Source organism: Helicobacter pylori, assembly GCF_014498195.1.
Classification (GTDB): domain Bacteria; phylum Campylobacterota; class Campylobacteria; order Campylobacterales; family Helicobacteraceae; genus Helicobacter; species Helicobacter pylori_DO.
This window is the reverse complement of record NZ_JACTGH010000009.1, coordinates 60,330-85,502: the sequence shown is the minus strand read 5'-3', so window position 1 is coordinate 85,502 and position 25,173 is coordinate 60,330. Positions and strand designations below refer to the sequence as shown.

General features: G+C 40.6%; 28 protein-coding genes and 1 pseudogene. 17 read left to right on the top strand and 12 right to left on the bottom strand.

Going from position 1 to position 25,173, the window contains the following annotated elements:
* The 12 genes and pseudogenes from H7N67_RS05630 to H7N67_RS05575 all read right to left on the bottom strand — a co-directional run.
* Nucleotides 1-183, bottom strand: a pseudogene (locus tag H7N67_RS05630) (hypothetical protein); the annotation flags it as partial.
* A gap of 509 nt (nt 184-692) precedes the next feature.
* Nucleotides 693-950 carry a 30S ribosomal protein S18 gene (gene rpsR, locus H7N67_RS05625; protein WP_000440196.1) on the bottom strand — a complete coding sequence of 86 codons (258 nt, stop codon included), beginning with the start codon at nt 948-950 and terminating at the stop codon, nt 693-695.
* 22 nt (nt 951-972) lie between these two features.
* Entirely contained in the window at nt 973-1,518 is a 546-nt protein-coding gene (locus H7N67_RS05620) for a single-stranded DNA-binding protein (RefSeq protein ID WP_187939314.1), read from the bottom strand.
* Between the two features lie 9 nt (nt 1,519-1,527).
* The gene (rpsF, locus tag H7N67_RS05615) at nt 1,528-1,956 is read right to left on the bottom strand and encodes a 30S ribosomal protein S6 (protein WP_079299319.1); all 429 of its coding nucleotides are present in this window, start codon (nt 1,954-1,956) and stop codon (nt 1,528-1,530) included.
* Between the two features lie 152 nt (nt 1,957-2,108).
* The gene (gene holA / locus H7N67_RS05610; RefSeq protein WP_187939313.1) at nt 2,109-3,131 is read right to left on the bottom strand and encodes a DNA polymerase III subunit delta; all 1,023 of its coding nucleotides are present in this window, start codon (nt 3,129-3,131) and stop codon (nt 2,109-2,111) included.
* The gene (locus H7N67_RS05605) at nt 3,121-5,055 is read right to left on the bottom strand and encodes an RNB domain-containing ribonuclease (protein ID WP_187939312.1); all 1,935 of its coding nucleotides are present in this window, start codon (nt 5,053-5,055) and stop codon (nt 3,121-3,123) included. The genes holA and H7N67_RS05605 overlap by 11 nt, the downstream gene beginning before the upstream one ends.
* Nucleotides 5,055-5,846, bottom strand: a complete 792-nt coding sequence (locus H7N67_RS05600; protein WP_187939311.1) for a shikimate dehydrogenase — start codon at nt 5,844-5,846, stop codon at nt 5,055-5,057. The genes H7N67_RS05605 and H7N67_RS05600 overlap by 1 nt, the downstream gene beginning before the upstream one ends.
* Nucleotides 5,847-5,853: 7 nt before the next feature.
* On the bottom strand, nt 5,854-6,441 hold the full coding sequence (locus tag H7N67_RS05595) for an SH3 domain-containing protein (RefSeq protein ID WP_187939310.1): 588 nt from the start codon (nt 6,439-6,441) through the stop codon (nt 5,854-5,856).
* Nucleotides 6,442-6,449: 8 nt separating this feature from the next.
* Nucleotides 6,450-7,496, bottom strand: a complete 1,047-nt coding sequence (locus tag H7N67_RS05590; protein ID WP_187939309.1) for a microcin C ABC transporter permease YejB — start codon at nt 7,494-7,496, stop codon at nt 6,450-6,452.
* The gene (locus H7N67_RS05585) at nt 7,493-9,280 is read right to left on the bottom strand and encodes an extracellular solute-binding protein (RefSeq protein WP_187939308.1); all 1,788 of its coding nucleotides are present in this window, start codon (nt 9,278-9,280) and stop codon (nt 7,493-7,495) included. Before H7N67_RS05585 ends, H7N67_RS05590 begins: the two co-directional genes overlap by 4 nt.
* Nucleotides 9,281-10,261, bottom strand: coding sequence for a tryptophan--tRNA ligase (trpS, locus tag H7N67_RS05580; protein WP_187939307.1), 981 nt, complete (start codon nt 10,259-10,261; stop codon nt 9,281-9,283).
* A 71-nt stretch (nt 10,262-10,332) separates the two neighbouring features.
* Nucleotides 10,333-11,055: a methyltransferase domain-containing protein gene (locus H7N67_RS05575; protein ID WP_165538863.1), complete on the bottom strand. Its 723-nt coding sequence runs from the start codon at nt 11,053-11,055 to the stop codon at nt 10,333-10,335.
* 121 nt (nt 11,056-11,176) lie between these two features.
* Here H7N67_RS05575 and secG point away from each other — a divergent pair, with 121 nt between their 5' ends.
* The 17 genes from secG to nuoL all read left to right on the top strand — a co-directional run bounded on the left by secG (nt 11,177) and on the right by nuoL (nt 25,170).
* On the top strand, nt 11,177-11,773 hold the full coding sequence (gene secG / locus H7N67_RS05570) for a preprotein translocase subunit SecG (protein WP_183030632.1): 597 nt from the start codon (nt 11,177-11,179) through the stop codon (nt 11,771-11,773).
* The gene (frr, locus tag H7N67_RS05565) at nt 11,773-12,330 is read left to right on the top strand and encodes a ribosome recycling factor (protein ID WP_000938365.1); all 558 of its coding nucleotides are present in this window, start codon (nt 11,773-11,775) and stop codon (nt 12,328-12,330) included. Before secG ends, frr begins: the two co-directional genes overlap by 1 nt.
* A gap of 3 nt (nt 12,331-12,333) precedes the next feature.
* Nucleotides 12,334-12,939, top strand: a complete 606-nt coding sequence (gene pyrE, locus H7N67_RS05560; protein ID WP_127983590.1) for an orotate phosphoribosyltransferase — start codon at nt 12,334-12,336, stop codon at nt 12,937-12,939.
* Nucleotides 12,929-13,393, top strand: a complete 465-nt coding sequence (locus H7N67_RS05555; protein ID WP_187939306.1) for an RDD family protein — start codon at nt 12,929-12,931, stop codon at nt 13,391-13,393. Before pyrE ends, H7N67_RS05555 begins: the two co-directional genes overlap by 11 nt.
* Complete coding sequence (locus tag H7N67_RS05550; protein ID WP_139541693.1) at nt 13,390-14,079, top strand: SIR2 family NAD-dependent protein deacylase; 690 nt, start codon at nt 13,390-13,392, stop codon at nt 14,077-14,079. The genes H7N67_RS05555 and H7N67_RS05550 overlap by 4 nt, the downstream gene beginning before the upstream one ends.
* 101 nt (nt 14,080-14,180) lie before the next feature.
* On the top strand, nt 14,181-14,582 hold the full coding sequence (locus H7N67_RS05545; RefSeq protein WP_001183540.1) for an NAD(P)H-quinone oxidoreductase subunit 3: 402 nt from the start codon (nt 14,181-14,183) through the stop codon (nt 14,580-14,582).
* On the top strand, nt 14,582-15,061 hold the full coding sequence (locus tag H7N67_RS05540; protein WP_001183508.1) for a NuoB/complex I 20 kDa subunit family protein: 480 nt from the start codon (nt 14,582-14,584) through the stop codon (nt 15,059-15,061). The genes H7N67_RS05545 and H7N67_RS05540 overlap by 1 nt, the downstream gene beginning before the upstream one ends.
* Nucleotides 15,061-15,858, top strand: coding sequence for an NADH-quinone oxidoreductase subunit C (locus H7N67_RS05535; protein WP_001895879.1), 798 nt, complete (start codon nt 15,061-15,063; stop codon nt 15,856-15,858). The genes H7N67_RS05540 and H7N67_RS05535 overlap by 1 nt, the downstream gene beginning before the upstream one ends.
* A gap of 1 nt (nt 15,859) precedes the next feature.
* Complete coding sequence (gene nuoD / locus H7N67_RS05530) at nt 15,860-17,089, top strand: NADH dehydrogenase (quinone) subunit D (protein ID WP_000068229.1); 1,230 nt, start codon at nt 15,860-15,862, stop codon at nt 17,087-17,089.
* A complete protein-coding gene (locus H7N67_RS05525) occupies nt 17,086-17,316 on the top strand; it encodes an NADH-ubiquinone oxidoreductase subunit E family protein (RefSeq protein WP_000819165.1) in 231 nt (76 codons plus the stop codon). Before nuoD ends, H7N67_RS05525 begins: the two co-directional genes overlap by 4 nt.
* Before the next feature lie 2 nt (nt 17,317-17,318).
* A complete protein-coding gene (locus tag H7N67_RS05520) occupies nt 17,319-18,299 on the top strand; it encodes a hypothetical protein (protein ID WP_187939319.1) in 981 nt (326 codons plus the stop codon).
* Entirely contained in the window at nt 18,296-20,830 is a 2,535-nt protein-coding gene (locus tag H7N67_RS05515; RefSeq protein ID WP_187939305.1) for an NADH-quinone oxidoreductase subunit G, read from the top strand. The genes H7N67_RS05520 and H7N67_RS05515 overlap by 4 nt, the downstream gene beginning before the upstream one ends.
* On the top strand, nt 20,827-21,816 hold the full coding sequence (gene nuoH, locus H7N67_RS05510; RefSeq protein WP_001277296.1) for an NADH-quinone oxidoreductase subunit NuoH: 990 nt from the start codon (nt 20,827-20,829) through the stop codon (nt 21,814-21,816). The genes H7N67_RS05515 and nuoH overlap by 4 nt, the downstream gene beginning before the upstream one ends.
* A 10-nt stretch (nt 21,817-21,826) precedes the next feature.
* A complete protein-coding gene (gene nuoI / locus H7N67_RS05505) occupies nt 21,827-22,489 on the top strand; it encodes an NADH-quinone oxidoreductase subunit NuoI (RefSeq protein WP_001118537.1) in 663 nt (220 codons plus the stop codon).
* Nucleotides 22,482-23,030: an NADH-quinone oxidoreductase subunit J gene (locus H7N67_RS05500; RefSeq protein WP_000464195.1), complete on the top strand. Its 549-nt coding sequence runs from the start codon at nt 22,482-22,484 to the stop codon at nt 23,028-23,030. Before nuoI ends, H7N67_RS05500 begins: the two co-directional genes overlap by 8 nt.
* Nucleotides 23,027-23,329: an NADH-quinone oxidoreductase subunit NuoK gene (gene nuoK, locus H7N67_RS05495; RefSeq protein WP_000579765.1), complete on the top strand. Its 303-nt coding sequence runs from the start codon at nt 23,027-23,029 to the stop codon at nt 23,327-23,329. Before H7N67_RS05500 ends, nuoK begins: the two co-directional genes overlap by 4 nt.
* A 2-nt stretch (nt 23,330-23,331) precedes the next feature.
* Complete coding sequence (gene nuoL, locus H7N67_RS05490) at nt 23,332-25,170, top strand: NADH-quinone oxidoreductase subunit L (protein WP_187939304.1); 1,839 nt, start codon at nt 23,332-23,334, stop codon at nt 25,168-25,170.
* The last annotated feature ends 3 nt before the right edge of the window (nt 25,171-25,173 follow it).

Here is a 25,173-nt window from a genome sequence, read left to right as displayed (position 1 = left end):
GGTTAAAAGCTTGCTCAAGTTTTCATAATTATCTGAAAGCTGTTGGATGCCTTTGGTGTTGGTTACCATTTGAGCGGCCTCACCGATTTGATAGCCTACGCTTGTGTAAAAGCCGTCGTCTTCAGCGCTCAAAGTGGAAACTAAAAGCGAGCCTAAAGCTAATGAAAGGATGTGTTTTTTCATGTTTCTCCTTGAAATTAAAATGGTTAGGTAAGTCTCTTAAAAGAATAAGATCTTATCACAAGATTTCGTTAATATAGCATGGATTGATAAGATTTTTGCGCTAATTTGGCGTTTTGTTGTTTCAAAAAAAAAAAAAAAAGATTTTTGTGGTGTTTTGGAACCATTTTAAATGATTAAAAAGGTTTTAAAATTTGTTTTAATAGGGATAGCGATAAAGATGGGGTTTAGTTGCTTGGTGGGATCGTTTTAGATTTGGCTGCAAGACTCTTAAGGGGGTATTTTAAAATAATGTTCTCACTAATAACGCTTAAGAAACCACCGCCAAAATCAAGCTTTTTCATTTTGTCATGAAGCGCCCAAACACTAGAGGTATTTGGGATTTCTGCTTGGGTGGTTTTAAGGGGGATTTTTATCGTTTTTACCGCTAACGCTCCATAAAAGCCAAGCCAAGATTAAATAAGATTAAATAAGATTAAAGGGAACAATGCCCCCCATTAGCCCTAAAAAATTTAGTGCTGTTTAAAAGGGCTATCCACGACCTTTTTCCTGTCCACAATGTAGGGGATTAAAGCCATGTGGCGGGCTCTTTTGATCGCCACTTCCACCCTTTCTTGCCACTTTTTGCTGTTGCCTGTCAACCTCCTTGGCATGATTTTATAGCGCTCTGATAGCGTGTGCTTGAGCATGTCTAAATCTTTATAGTCAATAAAGCTGATTTTAGCTTCAGTGTATTTGCAATAGCGTTTTGAATAGCGTTTTCTTTCCATAATGTCTCCTTAATTTTAACCCTTAAAAGGGGATTTCTTCTTCATCAATATTGATTTCAGGCACGCTGTTTTGATACTTGGACGGCTGTGCTTGTAAATTCTCTTTAGCGTAAGCGTTTTGCGCATAACTTGGGGCTTGGTTAAAAGGATCTTGGCTAGGAGCGTTATGATTAGCAGGACAAGCGTTGTTGAAATTCTCATGCATTATACTATCTTGCATAGCGTTTGCTTGGGGATTGTCTGACTTTTTATCCATAAATTGCAACGAGTCCGCTGTGATAGTGTGGCGGGAATTTTTTTTGCCCGTTTGATCCATCCAACTCTCATAAGTCAAACGCCCTTCTATCAAAACGCTTGAACCCTTGCTCAAATACTGGTTAGCGATTTCAGCCGTTCGCCCAAACAAACGCGCATCTATAAAGCACACCTCTTCGCCTAGCGTGCCGTCTTGCTTTTTAAAACGCCTGCTTGTGGCTAAACCTATTGTAGCCGCAGCCGAACCGCTAGGCAAATATTTCAACTCCACATTCCTGGTCAAACGCCCTACCATAATCACTTTATTAAACATGATAAGCCCTTATTCGCTATGAGATTCTGTGCTTTTTGCTTCCTCTGTGTGGTGAGAATGCGTGTGTTCGGTTTTTTCGTGTTTTTCTTTGGCGTGTGATGGCTTTTTATTAGCCCTATCCACTAACGCATGCCACGCTTCTACCTCTTTTTTGCTTTCGTATTTGATCACAATGAAACGCAACACGTCTTCATTGATGCGATACAATCTTTCAAGCTCTAAAATCATGGACGGCTCTGCTTTGAAATACGCCACATAATAATAGCCTCTTTTGTGCTTTTTGATTTCATAAGCCAAATTACGCATGCCCATATCCAGGCTCGTTTCAATCACGCCATGGTGCTTAGTGATCACTTCTCTATAAAACTCAATTTTGGATTTAATCTCTTCTTCTACTAAAGTAGGTTTGAGAATAAACATCGTTTCATAATGCCTCATCCATTCTCCTTGTGGTTGTATAGCCCTTTTTTTACTAAAAAAGAGCAAGGTCTAAAAAACTTTTGATTATACCTTGCTTTCGCTTGTTTTTGGATTAAATTTAGTTTTTTTGAAATATTAAAACTCAAAACGAAAAACGCCTTAGGCATTTTTTAAGGGTTAATGATTTTTTGAATGGAGGTCAAATACAAAAAGCCCAATTCCTTTTGCCCTTGCATGCTTTGAATGTGCCATAACCTAAAAATTTCAAAAACCCTCTTATAGCCGGCTTCTTTCAAACGCAGGGCGTTTTTAGCGTAATTTTCAGCAATTTCTTTAGGAGGAGCGTAGCCTAAAACCTCTTTAGCGTCCATTAAACCGGTCGTTTTAATGTGGGCGAAAAATAAAAAAAGCTGGTAGAAATACCGCTCTAACCCCCTTAAAATATCCGCATCTTTTTTGCCCTCTTTTAACAAATAATCATAAATATCAAGCACGCTTTTTTTCAAAAAAAGCCCTAAAATGAGCTTTTGCAAATCCATATCCCCCGCATTGGAACTTAATTCTTGAATGTCTTCTAAAGTGATGGGCGCCTTTAAAACCGCTAGCTTGTCTAAATCGTTAAACGAAACGCCTAAATCTTCGTTATTGGTTTCAAAAAGAGCGTTTAAAAGATGGCCACTGATGTCTAAATGCAAAAAATTAGCCCTTTCTTGTAAGAATTTCAAACTCTCCCAAGTTTTAGGGGTAAAAAAGCGCGCGCAGATCGCTTCATCTTTCAAGGGGCTTTTTTGGAAAAATTTAACGATAACATCGCTAGTGTATTTGTATTTTGTGGTGTCGCTTTTAGCATTATAAAGCCCTATGATAAGCCTGTTATGGCTAGGCCGCTCTAAAGCTTTTAAAAAAAGATTGATATCATTTTCCTTAAATTTCTTATGCAACGCAAAATCCAGTTTTAAAACGACTAAACTGCTCCCTCCAAATAAAGAATCCTGCTCTAAAAGGGTCGCAATCTGGCTTTTTTCATAATCGCTCGCATAAAAAAGCGAAGTTTCTGTGTCAGGGTTATTGCGTTTAAAAAGCGTGCTAATCGTTTGAATATAATAATGGATGAAAAAATCAAACTCCCCATACAAAAACACCGCTTTAGGGAGGCGTTGTTTTAAATAATGGTCCAAATCTTTACGATACATGCTCTTTAATCCTTTCTGTGATTTCGCCTCTAACTTGCCCTAAAATCAAATCCGCATGCGTGATTGTAACGCGCACCTTTTCTAACGGCTTAAAAACCTTGTTCGTTTTGATTAAAACTTTAAGCCCTATAAATTCTTTTAACCCCACCACCACCCAATCTTTAACCTCCAAAACAACGCCCAAAAATTCTTTTCCTAAAAGTTCTAAAGCTAAGCGGGCGAATTTGCGCTTGATAAAATCCCTTTCAATCAAAGCGGTCTTTTTTTGCAAAGCGTTCAATTCAGCGCATAATTCAGGCGTTTCTTCTAACAAATACGAGCAGCCTTTAGCTTGATGGAACAACAATTCTTTTAAAAGCCTGTGTAAGGCTAGATCGCTGTATCGTCTAATGGGCGAAGTGAAATGCGTATAGCTGGCAAACCCCAAACCAAAATGGCTTTCTTGCATGGGGCTATAAAGGGCTAAATTTTGAGATTTGATGATTAGGCGTGAAACTTCTCTTTCTATACTCTTTTCTTGGGCTATCTTTAAGGCATGCTCTAAAAAAGGAAAAAAACCCATGTTTTTAGGGCGCACAATCTCATAATCAAAAAGCTTAGCGTAGAGGCGTTTTTGCTGCTCCAAACTGGGCTCTTTGTGGGTGCGGTATATCCCCTTATTGTGAAAATGCTCATCTAATAACCTTGCGCTAGATTGGTTGGCTAAGAGCATGGCTTCTTCTATAAGGGTGTGCGCATCGCTTTCTTTTTCTGTTTCAATTTTTTCTATACGCCCTTCTTTATTCAAATACAGCTTGTTTTCAAAGGAATTGAAATTAAACCCCTTTTTTAAACGCTCCTTTTTTAACTTTAAAGCCATCTCTAAAAACCCCAAAAGGCTTTGTTGCAAATCTTTATCTAAAAAGCTTTGATTAGCGCTTAAAAAATGATTGATTTCTTCATAAGTGCAATTAGCCCTAACTTCAATAACGCCTTGAGATAATCGGGCGTTTTTCAAATTATCTAAAGGGATTTCATACACTAAAGCCAGGCGTTTTTCAAACGCTTTTAGTGAGCATGCCCCTTGAGACAAACTCAAAGGCAGCATGGGATAGACGCTATTAGGGAAATACACGCTAAAGCCCCTAAGTCTGGCTTCTTTATCCAAACTGGAATATTTCGGCACAAATTCGCTCACATCAGCAACCGCCACAAACAAAACCCTTTTTTCTTGGTCATAAAAAATCGCATCGTCAAAATCTTTAGCGTCTTTGGGGTCAATGGTGATAAAAGGGATGTGAGAATAATTGATCCTGTCTTTAAAATCGCTCGCTTTGAGTTGCACGTAATGTTGGGCTAAATTCAAACAATCTTTTGAAAAATCCTTAATCCTGTCAAAAAGGCTTAAAGAAAGATTTTCATCTATTAAAGGGTCTTCTAAAGCCCCTAAAATTTCGCTGATTTCACGCTTTTTAAGATCGATCTTCACCACGCAATGCCTGGGCAATTCTAATAAGGATTTTTGGCTGTGCTTTAAAGAAACAGGTTTTTTAAAAGGCTCTCTAAAAGGGATAGCCACAATCTGGTTTTTTTCTTTAGCCAAGTAAGCTATCATCGTGTGATCTGCATTTAAAAGAGCGGCTTTAAAAAAGGCTATGGGGCGTTTTTTAGAACATTCTATTTGGCATAAAATCAAAGCGTCTGTTTTAAAAAATGGGGGTAAGTTTTTGATTAAAGGGTCTTTAGGGTAATTTTTCGCTAAAGAAATGAAAAACGCCTTATTTTCTGCCCATTCAATCCTGCCTATATCAAAGCCTTCTTTTAAAAAATAGCGATCCTTATTTGATTGAAGCGCTTCTTTTAAAACGCTCTTTTCTACTAGGGGAGCGAATCGCTTAGGGATCTTTTTAACCCCAAAAAACAGGCTTCTTAAAAACCCTTGCATCAAAAAACGCTTCGCATGACTTCAAACGCTTTTGGATAAGGGATTTGAGAAGCGCTGAATCTTTCAAAACTTAAAGCAGCTTGATAGATGAGCATGTCTTTCCCGTCTTGAAAGGGGGTTTTTAACTCTTTAGCCAAAGACAAAAAGGGCGTTAAAAACCCATACGCCAAATCATAAGCGAGCTTGCCCTCTTTAAAATACCCTTTCAAAACCTCTTTATTCAAAGGCAATTCGTTATGCAAACTCGCTGAAGTGGCGTTAATGATCAAATCAAAAGCGCTTTTAGGAGGATCCATAAAACAATCACAGCCCAAGCGTTGGAAAAAATCCAACCCCCTAGAAGAGCGGTTCAACACGCTCACTTTCAAGCCTTGTTTTTGTAATTCGCACGCTAAAGCCTTAGCGCTCCCCCCAGATCCTAAAATCAAAGCGTTTTGGTAGTTTTTTTGCTTTAAAGAAAGATAAAACCCTAAAGCGTCGGTATTGTAACCCACAAGCTCATCATTTTCTAAAACAAGCGTATTGACTGCTCCGCATTCAAGCACGATACCTTTGATTTTATCGCAAATTTGAAACGCCCTTTCTTTAAAGGGTAAAGTTACATTAGCCCCACTCAATCCCAAATGCAAAAACTCGTTTTTGATGTGGCTTTCTAAAGGGAGTAATATAGGGTGGTAATGCCCTAAAAACCCTAATTCTTTTTGAAAAGTCAAAAAACAAGCGTTATGGATTAAGGGCGATTTGGAATGTTTAATGGGATTTCCAAAAACCCCAAAAGATTTTAATTTCATTATTCTTTCATTCAGCCTTTTTTAAAAGTTTTAAAAACACATAGCCCTTTGTTTTATTAGAAAATTCAATTTCAGCCCAATCGTTTTGGATTTCTAAAACCTTCACGCTTTTATTTTTTAAAAGCAATCCCAAGATTTTACCTTTTGTGCTGGGAAAAGCGCGCACATTCACGCCACTGACTGCGACCTTATACTCTAAAGGTTTTTTTCCCATTAAGGGGGTTGTAGGGGTTTTTTGGTTGTTTTGAACGGGCGAGGCACTGTTTTGTTTAGACTCGTTTTCTTTTTCTTGCTCTTGTTTAATCTCTTGTTTAGTTTCTTTTTCTTGTGCGGCTGTTTCTAAAGGTGGCACTGTGTCTTTGGTGGGGCTTTCTTCTGTGGCGGTTGTGGTTGCGTTGGCTTCTTCTTTAGGCGAAAGCGTGCTGTTTTGACGCTCCATCTCGGTTTTTTCTGCATTTGGGCTTATTGGAGCGCTGTCTTTTTTCACATAAAAACCAAGCACAGCATGCACTAAAGCATACAACAACATGAACGCCAAAACCACCAACAAAGGCCGCATAAAAAGTTTTAAAGAAGATTTCATCTCAGTTTTCATTCCTACCCTCAACGCTTTTCAAAATCAATCCTAGGGTCAATCACCACACAGAGCAAATCGCTTATCAAACTCGCTACCAAACCTAAAAGCGTGAAAATATAAAGCGAACCAAACACGACAGGATAATCCCTACTCACAATGCTTTCATACCCTAAAAGCCCTAACCCGTCTAAACTGAAAACAATCTCTATGAGTAAGCTTGAGCTAAAAAACATGCCTAAAAAAGCTTGCGGGAAACCCGCCACCACTAACAAAATCGCATTACGAAACACATGTGCATAAAAAATACGCCCCACTGAACAGCCCTTAGCCTTAGCGCTCAGTACATAAAGCTTGCCCATTTCATCTAAAAAAGAGTTTTTCACCAAAAGCGTAAGGCTTGCAAAACCCCCTAAAGAAATGCAAAGAACGGGCAAGGTGATATGCCATAAATAATCCTTGATTTTGCCTAACGCGCTCAAACTTTCAAAATCATCGCTCACTAGCCCTTTTAAAGGGAACCAGTGCCAATAATTCCCTCCGGCAAAAAACACGATCAACACCACCGCAAACAAAAAGGCCGGGATAGCGTTAGCGACAATGATCACCACGCTGCTTAGCACGTCTAAAGGCTCATTATTGCGTTTGGCCTTGAAAATCCCTAAAGGGATAGAAATAAGATAAATCAAAAGCGTGCTAAAAAGCCCTAACGAAATGGATACGGGCAATTTTTCCTTAATCAAATCTATCACTTTAATCTGGCGATAAAAGCTCTCCCCAAAATCAAATTGCAGATATTTTTTGAGCATGAGAAGGTAGCGCTCCCCTATCGGCTTGTCAAAACCATAGAGTTTTTTTAAATTTTCTAACAAATCGCTCTCCAACCCTTGAGACGCCCTATACGAACGCTCTTTAACAACGCCTTGAATCTCTTTGGACTGCGTGTTATTGATTTTAGCCATCATCTGCTCTATAGGGCCTCCAGGAGCGGATTGGATCAGAAAAAAATTGATCGTCATGATGGCCAATAAAGTGGGGATGATCAAAAGCAAGCGTTTGAGGATGTAAGCAATCATTGAAGATCCTTTTCTTTTTTTATCCACCACAAATACGGCGAAAATCCATAGCTAGGGCTAACTTCAGGCATGCCAATGTAATTATACGCTGCGATCCTGTAATTAGGCAAATAAAAATGCGGTATCACATAAAACCCCCACAATAGCACCCTATCCATCGCTTGAATGGCAGCTAATTGTTCCTTGTAATCTTTAGCGTTAATGATTTTTTCAATCAAATCATCTACCGCTTTACTAGAGATTCCCGCATAATTCCTTGTGCCTTTTTCTTTCGCGCTCAAAGAGCCAAAATAAAAGCGCTGCTCATTACCCGGGAAAGACGATTGGCCAATCACCCCTACAATCATGTCAAAATCATAGCTTTTGACCCGATTGACATACTGGCTTAAATCCACTCTTTGGATTTTCATTTCAATCCCCAACACCCTTAAGTTTTTAGCAAAAGCTAGGGCCAGTCTTTCAAAGGCTGGGCTGTTTAAAAGCAAAGTGAAACTAAACGGCTTGTTATTTTTATCCACTAAACGCATGTTTTTGTAAGAAAAGCCCGCACTCTCTAAAAGCTTTTGGGCGTATTTTAAATTTTCCCTCAAATTATAGCCCAAAACATCAACCCCATCGGTTCTAGGCACAATATAAGGCTCTTTAAAAACCCTTTCATCCAAACTCTTTTCATAAGGGGCTAGCAGGGCTTTTTCTTCAGGGCTTGGGAGGGGAGGGGATGCATAGATAGAGTTACTGAAAAAACTGGTGGTGCGCTTGTATTGCGAAAAAAACAAATTTTTATTCGCCCATTCAAAATCAAACGCATAAAATAAGGCTTCACGCACCCTTTTATCCTTGAAAATTTCCCGGCGCGTGTTGAAGAAAAACCCTTGCATGCCGCTTGGCATTTTATGGGCTATGAGGTATTTAGTGATTTTTTTATTATCCATAGCTTTCCCCACATAGCCCCTAGCCCAAATTTTAGCCGTGCTTTCAAGGCGCCAATCATACGCCCCGCTTAAAAAAGCCTGTAAAGCAATGGTTTCGTCTTTGTAATACTCAAATTTGATCTCATCAAAATTGAATTGCCCCTTTCTGCTGGGCAAACTCCTCGCCCAATAATTAGGGTTTCTTTGGTAGGTGATTTTCTTGCCCACATCAAAAGAAGCGATCACATAAGGGCCGCTAGAAACAGGAATGAGTAAAGGGTTTTTTTCAAAATAATCCTTTTGAAACGCTTTTTTGGAAAAGATTTGCAACTGCCCTAAAATAAGGGGCAACTCTTTATTTTCAGTGGTTTTGAAAATGAATTTAACATGGTGTTTGTCTAAGACAACCGCCTTTTTAACATCTTGGTAATACTGCCTATAAATGGGCGATCCTAATTCCATTATCGTATCAAAGCTAAACTTCACGTCGCTCGCTAAAATGGGAGCGTTATTGCTGAATCTCGCTCTTTTGTCTAAGGTGAAAATCACATAGCTGTTATCCTTAGCCACTTCTGCGTCTTTAGCGATCAAGGGGTATTCTGCAAAAGGCTCGTCTAAACTTTGCACCATTAAGGTGTCATAAATCAGATCCAAGCCTTCGGCTTTAGTGCCTTTAAGCGCAAAAGGGTTAAGGCTATCAAAAGTCCCTATGGCGTCATTTCTTAAGACACCGCCCTTTCTGGCGTTAGGGTTAGCGTATTCAAAATGCGTGAAATTGTCTTTATATTTAGGCTCTTCGCCCAAGTATAAATAAGGCGTAGCCTTAAGGAAACAAAACACCCCTAACCACAAGCCTAAAATTTTAAAGACCATTCAAACTAACCCCATCAATTCTTTAGCCTTTTGGTAAGTCGCTTTCGCTAAAGGCCTGGCTTTTTCAGCACCGCAATTTAAAACGGCTTTCACCTCATCGTCGCTGATTTCTTGGTATCTTTCTTGGATAGGCTTTAAAGATTGGATCACTACTTCAGTCAATTCCTTTTTAAAATCCCCATAGCCTTTATTTTTGAAACGCTCTTCTATGTTTTCTGGGCTTTCATTGCTTAAAAGCATGTAGATATTTAAAAGGTTAAAAACGCCCTCTCTTTTTTCATCAAATGCAATAACGCCCATAGAATCAGTGGCCGCTTTTTTGATTTTTTTCACAATAACATCCGGCTCATCTAAAAGAAAAATCGCATGGTTAGCCCCTTGATGCGATTTACTCATCTTCACTTTTGGATCGTCTAGCCCCATAACCCTTGCCCCCACTTTAGCGATCAAAGGCTCTGGCACTTTAAAGCAGTTCCCAAAATCCCTGTTAAATTTTTCTGCAATGTTTCGCGTGAGTTCTAAATGCTGCTTTTGATCTTCGCCCACTGGCACCAAATCGCTTTGGTATAATAAAATATCTGACGCCATCAAAATAGGGTAATTGAAAAGCCCCACGTTCACGCTTTTAGGGTTTTTTAAAGACTTGTCTTTGAATTGCGTCATTCGTTGCATTTCCCCCATAGACACATGACAATTTAATAGCCATGCTAAAGCCGGGTGCTCATCCACTTCACTTTGAATGAATAACCCCGATTGCTTAGGGCTAATCCCGCAAGCTAAAAGCAATTTGACTAACTCATAGGTTTGGGATTTTAAAAATGCAGGATCTATGGGTAGAGTGATCGCATGCGAATTGACGACGCAAAAAAGGTTTTCATATTCATCTTGCATCTCTACCCAATGCTTGATCGCCCCCAGATAGTTGCCCAAATGGATTTGCCCGGTCGGTTGGATGCCTGAAAAGACTCGTTTTTTGTGCATGTTGTTTCTCGCTCATTAGTTTAGCGTTTATTGTAACCACCTAATTTTAATATTTTAATTTATCTTAGTTTTTAAGAACGCTTGATCCCCGAAAAGAGTAACACTTCATAGCTCAATTTTTCAAACGCCATGTTTTGAAAAAAATGTTTTTTTTGCTTGAAACTCAGCGTTGAACCCCCCAAAAGACCGCATTTTTTAAGGTAATTCAAGCAGTCTTGTTTGCGGTTGAAATAAAGAGCGAAGCGCTTGTTTTCTAATTCTATTTGAAAATTTTTAAAAGCGTTTTTGATTAAGGATTTGAGCGTTTTGAGATCCCTTAAAGGCGAAGGCGTGCCTAAAAATTCATGCACTTCATGCAAACTAAAATCCGTATGGATAGCTAAAGCAACCTCCTTACTAGAAAGAGCGATTTTTTCTAAAACGCTTTTTAAATCCCTTGCCCATTGCAAAGATGAAGAGGACACAATCAGATCGTAATCGCAAAAAACATGTTCTTCAAAATCCGCATGCTCTAAAGAGATTTTTTGAATGTTGATAGAATGCGTGGGGTGTAATTTGAGCATGTTTATGGAATTATCCAAAGCGATAAAATTTTCAATCACAATATGTTGCCGCTCTAAAGCGTTAAAAACAGCCCCACTCCCCGATCCTAAATCCAAAACTTTAGCGTAATGTTTTTGTTTTAAAAATTGAACAAGACAGATAGCGATTTGTTGCTGGATATGAGCAAAAAGGTGATAAGTTTTGGCATGCCTATTGAATGCATGCTGATTAAATGAATGAAAAGAATCCAACACCACCGCCTTAACACACTACCTTAAAATTAAAACTAAATTTTAGTGTATTCTTAGCAAATTTTAGGTAAGATTAAGGGTAATTTTTTCTAAATTTTAGGCATTTAAGGAATCAGTGTTTATGACAAGCGCTCTGTTAGGCTTACAAATTGTTTTAGCGGTATTGATTGTGGTGGTGGTTTTGTTGCAAAAAAGTTCTAGCATCGGCTTAGGGGCTTATAGCGGGAGCAACGATTCTTTATTTGGTGCTAAAGGGCCCGCAAGCTTTATGGCGAAATTAACCATGTTTTTAGGGCTGTTATTTGTCATTAACACCATCGCTTTGGGCTATTTTTACAACAAAGAATACGGCAAAAGCATTTTAGATGAAACCAAAACCAACAAAGATCTTTCACCCTTAGTCCCTGCCACCGGCACGCTCAACCCTACGCTTAATCCCACATTAAACCCTACGCTCAACCCTTTAGAGCAAGCCCCCACTAATCCTTTAATGCCTACACAAACGCCTAAAGAGCTTCCTAAAGAGCCAGCCAAAACGCCTTTTGTTGAAAGCCCCAAACAGAATGAAAAGAATGAAAAGAATGACGCCAAAGAAAATGGCATAAAGGGTGTTGAAAAAACCAAAGAGAACGCCAAAACGCCCCCAACCACCCACCAAAAGCCTAAAACGCACGCCCAAACCAACGCCCATACCAACCAAAAAAAGGATGAAAAATAATGTTACAAGCCATTTATAACGAAACCAAAGATTTGATGCAAAAAAGCGTTCAAGCTTTAAACAGGGATTTTTCCACTCTAAGGAGCGCGAAAGTTTCAGTCAATATTTTAGATCATATTAAAGTGGATTATTACGGCACGCCCACCGCTTTAAACCAAGTCGGCTCCGTGATGAGCTTGGATGCGACCACCCTTCAAATCAACCCATGGGAAAAAAACCTGCTCAAAGAAATTGAACGATCCATTCAAGAAGCCAATATTGGCGTCAATCCTAATAACGACGGCGAAACGATCAAGCTTTTTTTCCCGCCCATGACAAGTGAGCAAAGAAAACTTATCGCAAAAGACGCCAAAGCGATGGGCGAAAAGGCTAAAGTGGCTGTGAGGAATATCCGCCAAGACGCTAACAACCAAGTGAAAAAATTAGAAAAAGACAAAGAAATCAGCGAAGATGAAAGCAAAAAAGCCCAAGAGCAGATCCAAAAAATCACCGATGAAGCCATTAAAAAAATTGATGAAAGCGTGAAAAACAAAGAAGACGCGATCTTAAAGGTCTAAACCATGGATATTAAGGCATGTTATCAAAACGCTCAAGCGTTGTTAGAGGGGCATTTCTTGCTCAGCAGCGGGTTTCATTCCAATTATTATTTGCAATCCGCTAAAGTCTTAGAAGATCCCAAACTGGCCGAACAATTAGCGCTAGAATTAGCCAAACAAATCCAAGAAGCTCATTTGAATATTGAATGCGTGTGCTCGCCTGCTATTGGGGGGATCTTGGCTGGGTATGAGCTTGCAAGGGCTTTGGGCGTGCGTTTTATTTTCACCGAAAGAGTGGATAATACCATGACATTAAGGCGTGGTTTTGAAGTCAAAAAAAACGAAAAAATTTTAGTGTGTGAGGACATTATCACTACGGGAAAATCCGCCATGGAATGCGCTAAAGTTTTAGAAGAAAAGGGCGCTCAAATCGTGGCTTTTGGCGCTTTAGCTAATCGGGGCATTTGCAAGCGCGCTCATTCTCATTTAAAAGCCCAAGAGGGCGCGTGTTTGCCTAGCCATTTGCCCCTTTTTGCTTTAGAAGATTTTGTTTTTGACATGCATAAGCCTAGCTCTTGCCCTTTATGCGCTACTAGCACTGCTATAAAGCCAGGAAGTCGTGGCAACTAAAAAAACCAAAAAAAATAAAACCCCAGAAAAAAAGCAAGCGTTAGAAAGCCCTTTAAAAGGGCTGTATCTCTCTTTGCGCTTAAAAGCCTTTATCACCGATATTTTTATGATTTATACCCCCATGCTTTACATAATGACCTATGCGATTTTAGGGAGCGCGAAGGATTTTAGGGAAAACCAGAGCGCGATTTTTTTATGCTTGCTTTTTTACGCCCTAACGCACAGCTTTTTTATCGCTTTTAAATCCCAAAGCCCTGGCATGCGTTACGCTCAGTTTAAATTGGTCAAAAATAATGGCGAAGAAGTGGGATTTTTTTTAGCTTTGTGGCGCTTTGTTTTGTGGGTGTTGAGCATGGGGTTACTCATAGGGTTTGTTACACCTTTTATTTTTAAGTTTTTTTTGCATGACAAATTCAGCGGCACTCATATTGAAACCATCAAGGAGGAAACATGAAAAATTTAGTGATCTTAAGCGGGGCTGGCATTTCAGCAGAGAGCGGGATTAAAACCTTTAGGGACGCTGATGGCTTGTGGGAAGGGCATGACATCATGGAAGTTGCTTCGCCTTATGGCTGGAAAAAGAATCCGCAAAAAGTGTTGGATTTTTACAATCAAAGGCGCCGACAGCTTTTTGAAGTTTATCCTAACAAAGCCCATAAGGCTTTAGCGGAATTGGAAAAACACTATCAAGTCAATATCATCACCCAAAATGTAGATGATTTGCATGAAAGAGCGGGTTCTTCTCGCATTTTGCACTTGCATGGGGAATTGTTGAGCGTTCGCAGCGAAAAAGATCCTAATTTAGTTTATAGGTGGGAAAAGGACTTGAATTTAGGCGACTTGGCCAAGGACAAATCGCAATTACGCCCCAATATTGTGTGGTTTGGCGAAGCGGTGCCTTTGCTTAAAGAAGCGATTTCTTTAGTCAAACAAGCGCACCTTTTAATCATCATTGGCACTTCTTTGCAAGTCTATCCGGCCGCTAGCCTCTACACGCATGCACATAAAGACGCCCTCATTTATTACATTGACCCTAAGGCTAAAAACGCCCATTTACCCCAGAATGTCCAATGCATTAATGAAAGCGCGGTGCATGCCATGCAAGATTTAATGCCCAAACTCATAGAAATGGCTTCTTAAGAAATGTTAAAATAATTTTTATTTTTTCAGCTAACGATTAGCAAAAACATGGTTTAATTGGCTTCATCATTTGCTAGTAATTAAAGGAGTTTGAGAGTCTGATGCAACAAGCCACAGAAGCATTGAATCACCCCTATTTTGGCGTTTTTGTTTTGCTAGTATTCACCTTTTGGGTGTTTAACTTAACCTTAAGGATTCAAAGGTTTTTAAGCCGTAAAATGGCTCAAAAAAAGGGCGAAAAACTCAAGCTCGCTCCCTATGAATGCGGGCCTGTGGCTCTCAAGCAGCCTAATAGGGTGTCGCACCATTTCTATATCATGGCCATGCTTTTTATTTTATTTGATGTAGAAATCGTTTTCATGTTTCCTTGGGCGATTGATTTTAAAAAATTAGGCTTGTTTGGGCTCGTTGAAATGCTAGGCTTTGTCTTCTTTTTAACTATTGGTTTTATTTACGCTTTAAAGCGAAACGCTTTGAGCTGGCAAAAATTAGAGGTGAAATAATGCAACAAGCACCGGTTGTTCTAAGCACTTTGGATAAATTATTGAATTGGGGGCGTTCTAATTCGCTCTGGCCTTTAACCTATGGCTTGGCGTGTTGCGCGATTGAGATGATGGCGACAGGGGGTTCAAGGTTTGATTTTGACAGGTTTGGCACGATTTTTAGAGCGAGTCCTAGGCAATCGGATGTGATGATCATCGCTGGCACGCTCACTAAAAAGCATGCCGAATTCATGCGCAGGCTCTATGATCAAATGCCTGAGCCTAAATGGGTGATTTCTATGGGGAGTTGCGCTAACACAGGCGGGATGTTCAACACTTATGCGACCGTTCAAGGAGCAGACAGGATCGTTCCTGTGGATATTTACTTGCCCGGTTGCGCGCCGCGCCCAGAGACTTTACAATACGCTCTTATGGTTTTGCAAGATAAAATCAGACGCTCTAAAGCGATCAAACAAGACGCTCCTAAAAGGTTAGTGTGATGGTAAGAAAACAATCCCCCTATGAAGATGTGCAAAAACAATCGCGCCAGCATGACCCCTATAAAATCATAGAACCCACCCCTAAAAAATACTTAGAGGGCAGTGCTTATGAGGTCATTTACAACCACCTTTCTTACAAGCATGAAATTTTAGACAAATACATAGAGACTAACACGGCTGTGTTTTGGATCAAAAAAGACGATATTTTTTCTGTCGCTACGATTTTAAGGCATTTGGGTTATGAGTGTTTGAGCGAAATGAGCGCGATAGATTTGTGCGCTAAAAAAGGGCATTTTGAATTGTTTTATCAATTCGTGGGTTTTAGCGATAGTTGCAAGAACCGCCGTAGGGTACGCGTGAAATGCGTTTTATTGCCTAATGAGAGCGTGGATTCTTTGAGTTTTTTATACCGATCGGCTAATTGGAGCGAAAGGGAAGCGTATGACATGCTTGGTATTGTGTTTGACAAACACCCCTATTTGAAACGCCTTATCATGCCGCATGATTGGGTAGGCCACCCCTTATTGCGTTCTTACCCGCTCAAAGGCGATGAATTCGCCCAATGGTATGAAGTGGATAAAATTTTTGGCAAAGAATACCGAGAAGTGGTGGGTAAAGAGCAGAGAGACAGCGCGAGAGTGGATGAAAAAGACACTTTCAATTTTGCAAAAATTGGCTATGAGCAGGGCAAGGGCGAAGAATTAAAAGAAATAGAAGAAAAGCATGCGTTTAAGAAAATCCCTTTTGTCAAAGATTTGCACAAAATTGCCCCCACTATCTTAAAAAAGAGGCTATAAAATGGCTCAAAATTTCACAAAACTCAACCCTCAGTTTGAAAACATCATTTTTGAACATGACGACAACCAAATGATTTTAAACTTTGGCCCTCAACACCCCAGTAGTCATGGGCAATTGCGCTTGATTTTGGAATTAGAGGGCGAAAAAATCATTAAGGCTACCCCTGAAATTGGCTACTTGCATAGAGGCTGTGAAAAGTTAGGCGAAAACATGACCTATAACGAATACATGCCCACTACCGATAGATTGGATTACACTTCTTCTACCAGCAATAATTACGCTTACGCTTATGCGGTAGAGACTTTGCTTAATTTAGAAATCCCGCGCCGAGCGCAAGTGATCCGCACGATTTTACTAGAGCTTAACCGCATGATTTCACACATCTTTTTTATCAGCGTGCATGCTTTAGATGTGGGGGCGATGAGCGTGTTTTTGTATGCGTTTAAAACGAGGGAATACGGGTTGGATTTGATGGAGGATTATTGCGGGGCTAGGCTCACGCATAACGCTATAAGGATTGGGGGCGTGCCTTTGGATTTACCCCCGAATTGGTTAGAGGGCTTAAAAAAGTTTTTAGGCGAAATGAGGGAATGCAAAAAACTCATTCAAGGCCTATTGGATAAGAATCGCATTTGGCGGATGCGCTTGGAAAATGTGGGCGTTGTAACGCCAAAAATGGCACAAAGCTGGGGCATGAGCGGTATCATGTTAAGAGGGACGGGGATCGCTTATGATATTAGAAAAGAAGAGCCTTATGAGCTTTATAAAGAGCTTGATTTTGATGTGCCGGTGGGCAATTATGGCGATAGTTATGACCGGTATTGTTTGTATATGCTAGAAATTGATGAAAGCATTCGCATCATTGAACAACTCATTCCCATGTATGCAAAAACCGATACGCCCATCATGGCTCAAAACCCGCATTATATTTCCGCCCCTAAAGAAGATATAATGACGCAAAACTACGCCTTGATGCAGCATTTTGTTTTAGTGGCTCAAGGCATGCGCCCGCCCGTTGGGGAAGTGTATGCCCCCACAGAAAGCCCTAAAGGGGAATTAGGATTTTTTATCCATTCAGAGGGCGAGCCTTACCCTCATAGATTAAAAATCAGAGCCCCTAGCTTTTATCACATTGGGGCTTTAAGCGATATTTTAGTGGGGCAATATTTAGCGGATGCGGTAACCGTGATTGGATCAACCAATGCGGTGTTTGGCGAGGTGGATAGATGAAACGCTTTGATTTGCGCCCTTTGAAAGCAGATATTTTTAAACGATTAGAAGAATTGATTGAAAAAGAAATGCAACCTAATGAAGTCGCTATTTTCATGTTTGAAGTGGGGGATTTTTCTAATATCCCTAAGAGCGCTGAATTTATCCAATCTAAAGGGCATGAGCTTCTCAATTCTTTGCGTTTCAATCAAGCGGATTGGACGATTGTCGTGAGAAAAAAGGCTTGATTTTGAGCGGCTTTAACCCCTTAAATTCTCCCTTAAGCGCAAGCTCTTCAATTAGCTTGAAAGAAGCCTATTATTTAGAAAAATTATCTCTTAAAAAAGGATTTGAAATCCATTACAAGATGACCAAAGATAGCTTAAACCTTTTAGAAAAAAGCGATTTGTTCGTTTTGTTTGGGGGGTTTTCAAACGCTTGTTTGAATGAAAATGAACGATTGATTTTAGAAAGCATTAACCAATCAAAACGCCCCTACGCCCTGTTAAGACCCTTACAAGATACAAGAGACTTGCAAGAAAATTGCCTTTTTGCGTCGTATGAAATCCACACGGAAGCGGCGATTTTAGCCTTGATTTTAAGGGGCATTTTGGAAAAAACTTCCCAATTAAAAGGGCATGTTTTAGAAAAAATAGATGTGGGGTATTTAAGCTCTGAAGCAAACATGAGCGAAGAAGAATTGCAAGAACTTATCGCACTTATCATTAAAGCGAAAAAAAGGGCGCTTGTTTTAAACAGAGAAATCACTAAGCATGCTCATAGCGCTTTTTTATACACCCTTTTAAGCGAGTTGCAAAATTACCTAGAAATTTTGCATATCCCTTGCAAGGATTCAAACGCAACAACCGCTTTTTATGACTCCAAAGATCGAGAATGGTTGCTAGAAACAGCCTTTAAAGAGGGTATTTTGCCTTTTGAATCAGAGCTTAAAGATTTAGAGTCTTTAGAGCGAATGGGTGAGGCTAACGGCTCGTTTGTCTATGTTTCTTACAAGAGCCTTGAAACCCCCAAATTATCTTTTTCCAAACAATTTAAGATCGCTAATAGGATCCAGCATTCTAAAGCGGGGTTTCAAATCTCCAATCAAACGCTAGAATGCGAATTAGAAGAAAGCCCCCATTTGAAGGGCTTGATTGCGATTTTAGAAGGGGCGTTTTTTGACGCTTACCCTTATATCCCTATTTTATCCCACTCTCAAGGAATTTCATGATCACAATGAATATCAATGGCAAAATGATTGAATGCCAAGAGGGACAAAGCGTTTTAGAGGCCGCTAGGAGCGCTGGGATCTACATCCCTACTATTTGCTATTTAAGCGGTTGCTCGCCCACAGTCGCATGCAAAATGTGCATGGTTGAAATGGATGGCAAACGCATTTATAGCTGCAACACGAAAGCCAAAAACAATGCCGTTATCCTTACAAACACCCCCACGCTCATGGATGAAAGAAAAAGCATCATGCAAACTTATGATGTCAACCACCCCCTAGAGTGTGGCGTGTGCGATAAAAGCGGGGAGTGCGAATTGCAAGACATGACGCATTTAACCGGCGTGGAGCACCAACCCTATGCGGTGGCTGATGATTTTAAAGCGCTAGATTCATGGGCAAAAGCCTTGTATGATCCTAATTTGTGCATCATGTGCGAAAGGTGCGTAACCACTTGTAAGGACAATGTGGGCGAAAACAACCTTAAAGCCACTAAAGCCGACTTGCACGCTCCGGATAAATTTAAAGACAGCATGTCCAAAGACGCTTTTAGCGTGTGGAGTCGCAAGCAAAAAGGCATTATTTCTTTTGTGGGCAGCGTGCCTTGTTATGATTGCGGGGAATGCATTGCGGTATGCCCTGTGGGCGCTTTGAGCTATAAAGATTTCGCTTACACGGCTAACGCATGGGAATTAAAAAAGATCCATTCTACCTGTTCGCATTGTTCAGCCGGGTGTTTGATTTCCTATGATGTGCGCCATTTTGATACTCTAGGCGAAGAATCTAAGATTTTTAGGGTGCTTAATGATTTTTACCATAACCCTATTTGTGGGGCGGGCCGGTTTGCTTTTGATGTGAGCTCTAGCCCTAAAGGCAGCGCCAATCTTAAAGAAGCGCAAAACGCCCTCAAAGAATGCGAAGCGGTGCGAATAGGTGGGGATATTACGAATGAAGAGGCGTTTTTAATAGAGCGTTTGAGGAAAGAGCTTGATTTTAAAATCTACAATCAAGAAGCGTATCATTTCCAGCAATTCTTAAAAGTATTGGGCGAAGTTAAACGCCCCAGCATTGAAGAGATCAAAACTTCCAATTTGGTCGTTACGATAGGATCTTCTATCAAAACAGAAAACCCTTTGGTGCGCTATGCTATTAATAACGCTCTCAAACTCAATAAAGCTTCTTTGATCGCTATGCACCCTATCAAGGATAACGCGTTAGCGAATTTGTGCCGAAGCTCTTTTTGCATCACCCATGAAGTGGGGGCTGAAGAAATCCTTTTAGGCATGCTTTTAAAAATGCTTAACATTGAAAGCGCGGCTCTAAAAAGCTTAGAAGATTCCAAGCAAAGCATTGTGGATGAAGCGGTTCTTAAAGCCTTAGAAGAAGAGCGAAAAAAAGCTTTAGAACAAGCCGAGCAAGGGTGCAGTATTGGAGAAAATAAGGCAGAAAATCAAGAAGAGGATAAAACAGAAGCGACTACTCCAAAAGAAGAAAATCAAGAAGAAAACAAGACAGAGATTAAAGAAGAAAAAACTGAAGTCCCTACCAAAACCACTTATTTGTTGCTTGAAGAAGCGGGCATCAATTTAGAAACTTATGAAAAAATTCTCGCTCTTTTGCAAAAATCAAATAACACCCTGCTAGTGGTTGGCGAAGAAATTTATAGTCATAAACAAGCCCACAATATCGCTAAAATGTTGCGTTTGTTAGCCCAAAAAAGCACTATTAAACTCATTCTTATCCCTCCAAGCGCGAACGCTTTAGGCATCGCTTCTATTTGCGAATTGAGCGAAGAAATTTTTGAACATGAAAAAATCGTAGGCATTAGAGCCAAAGGGGATTTCACTATCAATAGCGACGATAGGGTTTTTGGGAAAGACACTGTGAGTAAAGTGGATTTTATTTTGCCCAGTCTCAACCAGATAGAAGGCACGATCACTAATATTGAAGGGCGTGTGTTGCCCTTAAAACCGGCTTTGAGGTTTGAGGGCTATGACTTGAGCGATATTGTGCAAGGCTTTGGCTTTGTGGAAGAAAACCTCACAGAATGCACCCACAAACTCCCTACAGAAGCGGGCTTTAAAGCCTTAGAGTTTGATCATCTAACCAATTATTTCACTAACGACAGGGCTAATCATAGGGGCTATTTATTAGGAACAAGCCATTTTGAAAAAAGCGCTAAAGAATGCGAAACCACAGAATGCGAGCCTATCAAGCCTTTAAAAGAAAAAATCGTTTTCAACGCGTATTTAAAATACCCAGAAACGCAATTCAATAACGCTACTAATAAAAGCGAGAATTTGCAATTAAAAGCCGGTGTCTATGTGTCTAAAGCTTTCTTAAAAAGATTGAATAAAGAAGTGGGGCAAAACATCACTTTATCTAAAGAAGAAGAGGAATTAACAGGCGTTTTGTATCTTGATGAAAGCTTGGATCAAGAGGTGTTTGTTATCTCGCCTTCTCTTTTGAAAAACCATTCTGGCTTTTTTAGAGAGGGCGTGTTTGATAGCGTGGATTTAAAGGAGCAAGCATGAGCGCTTATATCATTGAAACCCTGATTAAAATTTTGATTTTAGTCGCTGTTTTTTCGGCTTTAGGAGGCTTTGCCACTTATATTGAAAGGAAAGTGTTAGCCTATTTCCAACGCCGTTTAGGGCCTTGTTATGTGGGGCCTTTTGGGCTTTTGCAAGTCGCAGCAGACGGCATTAAGCTTTTCACTAAAGAAGACATTATCCCCCAAGGTGCTAACAAATTCATCTTCACGCTAGCGCCTATTATTGCGATGGTGAGCGCGTTTGTGTCCATGGCGCCTATCCCCTTTTTCCCTAATTTCACTCTGTTTGGCTATGAGATCAAGCCCCTTATTTCTGATATTAACATTGGCTTTTTGTTTTTCTTAGCCGTGGGTGCAGCAGGGATTTATGCGCCTATTTTAGCCGGGCTTGCTTCTAATAACAAATACTCTTTAATCGGTTCAGCAAGAGCGACGATCCAATTACTCAGCTTTGAAGTGGTCAGCACTTTAACCATTCTAGCCCCCTTAATGGTGGTAGGATCGCTCTCTTTAGTGGAAATCAATAATTACCAAAGCGGTGGGTTTTTAGACTGGCTTGTGTTTAAGCAACCTCTAGCGTTTGTTTTGTTTTTGATCGCAAGTTATGCTGAATTGAATCGCACCCCCTTTGACTTGTTAGAGCATGAAGCCGAGATTGTAGCAGGGTATTGCACCGAATACAGCGGCTTGAAATGGGGCATGTTCTTTTTAGCGGAATACGCGCATTTATTCGCTTTTTCTTTTGTGATTTCTATCGTGTTTTTTGGCGGGTTTAACGCATGGGGCTTTATCCCTGGAGGAATAGCGATTTTGATTAAAGCGGGCTTTTTTGTCTTTTTATCCATGTGGGTTAGAGCGACTTATCCGCATGTGCGCCCAGACCAATTGATGAACATGTGCTGGAAAATCATGCTGCCTTTAGCGTTATTGAACATTGTGCTAACAGGCATTATCATTTTAATTTAAAGGAGGTTTTATGGCCAAACAAGAATACAAGCAACTTCCTAAACGAGCCGAAGTCCATAGCGCAACCGAGCAATTTAAAGACACCATTAAAACGAGCTTGGGTTTGGATCTATTCAAAGGGTTAGGGCTTACAATCAAGGAATTTTTTAGCCCAAGCGTAACCATCCATTACCCTATGGAGCAACTCCCTTTAAGCCCTCGTTATCGCGCGGTGCATAACTTGCAACGGCTTTTAGACTCAGGCTCTGAAAGGTGTATTGGCTGCGGGCTGTGCGAAAAGATTTGCACGAGCAATTGCATAAGGATCATCACGCATAAGGGCGAAGACAACCGCAAAAAGATCGATTCTTACACGATCAATTTGGGGCGTTGCATTTATTGCGGATTGTGCGCAGAAGTTTGCCCAGAATTAGCGATTGTTATGGGGAATCGGTTTGAAAACGCCAGCACCCAACGCTCCCAATACGGCTCTAAAAGCGAGTTTCTAACGAGCGAACAAGACGCTAAAAACTGCTCGCATGCCGAGTTTTTAGGCTTTGGTGCGGTAAGCCCTAATTACAATGAACGCATGCAAGCCACCCCTTTAGATTATGTCCAAGAGCCTTCAAAAGAAGAATCAAAAGAAGAAACTCCAACAAACCCAGAAAGCAATAAGGGAGATGAAAATGTTTGAAACCATTGCCTTTTATTTCTTTGCGATCCTTACTTTAAGCATGGCGTTAGTGGTGATCACCACCACGAATATCCTCTATGCCATTACCGCTCTTGCTAGCAGCATGGTTTTTATCTCTGCTTTTTTCTTTTTGCTAGACGCTGAGTTTTTGGGCGTGGTGCAAATCACGGTGTATGTGGGCGCGGTCATTGTGATGTATGCGTTTGGCATGATGTTTTTCAACTCCGCTGCAGAAGTCATTGAACGCAAGCAAAGCCCTAAAATCTTGTGTGTGCTTTCATTTGGCGTGGCGCTGTTGCTCACCTTGATTTTAAGCGCTCCTAGCATTGGCGAAAACCTTTCTAATCAAGTCAATTCTAACGCTATTGATGCACAAATCCCTAACATTAAAGCGATTGGTTATGTGCTTTTTACCAATTACCTCATCCCTTTTGAAGCGGCGGCTTTAATGCTTTTAGTCGCTATGGTTGGAGGCATCGCTACAGGGATTCAAAAAATCCATGGGAAAAATCACACGCAATTTATAAAGGAATCTCTATGATAGGGTTAAACCACTATTTGATTGTTTCGGGGTTGCTCTTTTGCATTGGTTTAGCGGGCATGCTGAAACGCAAAAACATTCTGTTGCTCTTTTTTTCTACAGAAATCATGCTTAATGCGATCAATATCGGTTTTGTAGCGATCTCTAAATACACGCACAATTTAGACGGGCAGATGTTCGCGCTCTTTGTTATCGCTATTGCCGCTAGTGAGGTGGCTATTGGTTTGGGCTTGGTGATTTTGTGGTTTAAAAAATACAAGAGCTTAGACATTGATTCTTTAAACGCTATGAAAGGTTGAGCATGCAGTATTCTTCTTTGCTGTCAGTGGTGTTGTTTTTGCCTTTAATCGGTGCGCTTTATGCGGGGCTGTTTGGGGCTAAAGCTAAAGCGTTGCATGTGGGCGTTTTCAATTCTTTGTGCGTGCTGGTTTCTTTCATTGGTGCGGTGGTTCTTTTCATTCAAGCATGGCATCATCAAAGCTATGAAAAATATTTATTTGACTGGATCGTGGTAGGGAATTTTAAAGTCGGCTTTTCCCTCATGCTGGATAATATCAATGCGGTCATGATTGTCGTGGTCACTTTAGTTTCTTTCTTAGTGCATGTGTATTCTATAGGCTATATGGAGCATGATAAAGGGTTTAACCGCTATTTTTCCTACCTCAGCGGCTTTGTGTTTTCCATGTTGGTGTTGGTGTTGAGCGATAATTTCTTAGGGCTTTTCATTGGTTGGGAAGGGGTGGGGCTATGCTCTTACTTGCTCATTGGCTTTTGGTATCACAAGACAAGTGCCAATAACGCTTCTATTGAAGCCTTTGTGATGAATCGAATCACGGATTTAGGCATGCTCATGGGGATTATTTTGATCTTTTGGAATTTTGGCACCCTCCAGTATAAAGAAGTCTTTAGCATGCTCAATAACGCCGATTATTCCATGCTCTTTTTCATCAGCGTGTTTCTTTTCATTGGCGCTATGGGTAAGAGCGCGCAATTCCCTATGCACACATGGTTAGCCAACGCTATGGAGGGGCCAACCCCCGTATCCGCCCTCATCCATGCAGCGACGATGGTAACCGCTGGGGTGTATCTGGTCATTAGAGCCAATCCTTTGTATAGCGCGGTGTTTGAAGTGGGTTATTTCATCGCATGTTTAGGGGCGTTTGTGGCTCTTTTTGGAGCGAGCATGGCTTTAGTCAATAAAGATTTAAAGCGCATTGTGGCTTATTCCACGCTTTCTCAATTAGGCTATATGTTTGTAGCGGCCGGTCTTGGGGCTTATGCGATCGCGCTTTTCCACCTCTTCACGCATGCGTTTTTCAAATCGCTCCTTTTCTTAGGCTCAGGGAATGTCATGCATGCGATGGAAGACAATTTGGATATTACTAAAATGGGCGCTTTATACAAGCCTATGCGAATCACAGCTGTCTTTATGATTATAGGGTCAGTGGCTTTGTGTGGGATCTACCCCTTTGCGGGCTATTTCTCCAAAGACAAAATTTTAGAAGTGGCTTTTGGGATGCACCACCATATTTTATGGTTTGCGCTTCTAATCGGGGCGATCTTTACCGCTTTTTATAGCTTCAGGCTCATCATGCTTGTGTTTTTTGCGCCCAAACAGCACGAAATCAACCACCCCCATGAGGCTCAAAATTTCATGCTTTTAAGCATGCTGCCGTTAGGGGTTTTAGCGGTCATTGCCGGGTTTTTTGAAGAGCCGTTTTTTCATTTTATCTCTCAAGTGATCCCTAGCGTTGGAGAGTATCCCGTCCCGCTCGCTCTTTTAATCAGTATCACCACCATAGTGGTGTTATTGAGCATCGCCTATGCCATATTTAAATATAAAAATGGTATCACTTCCAAAAAAGAGGGGGGCTTTTTATACAAGCTCTTGCTCAACCAATACTATATCCCGCAACTCTATCAAGGGATTGCAAAAGTTTTTAGCGCCATCGCTTCATTCTTGCACCAGGTCGTGGAATTAAGGATCATTGATGCGATAGTGGATACCATAGGAAGAAGCGTTTTTGTTATAGGGCGTGTGTTTAGAATCAGTCAAGATGGGAATTTAACTTCCATGCTGCGCTTCATGGTGGCTGGGGTTTTAATCTTGTTAGCGTTTGTAGCTTTTTTTGGGAGATAAGAA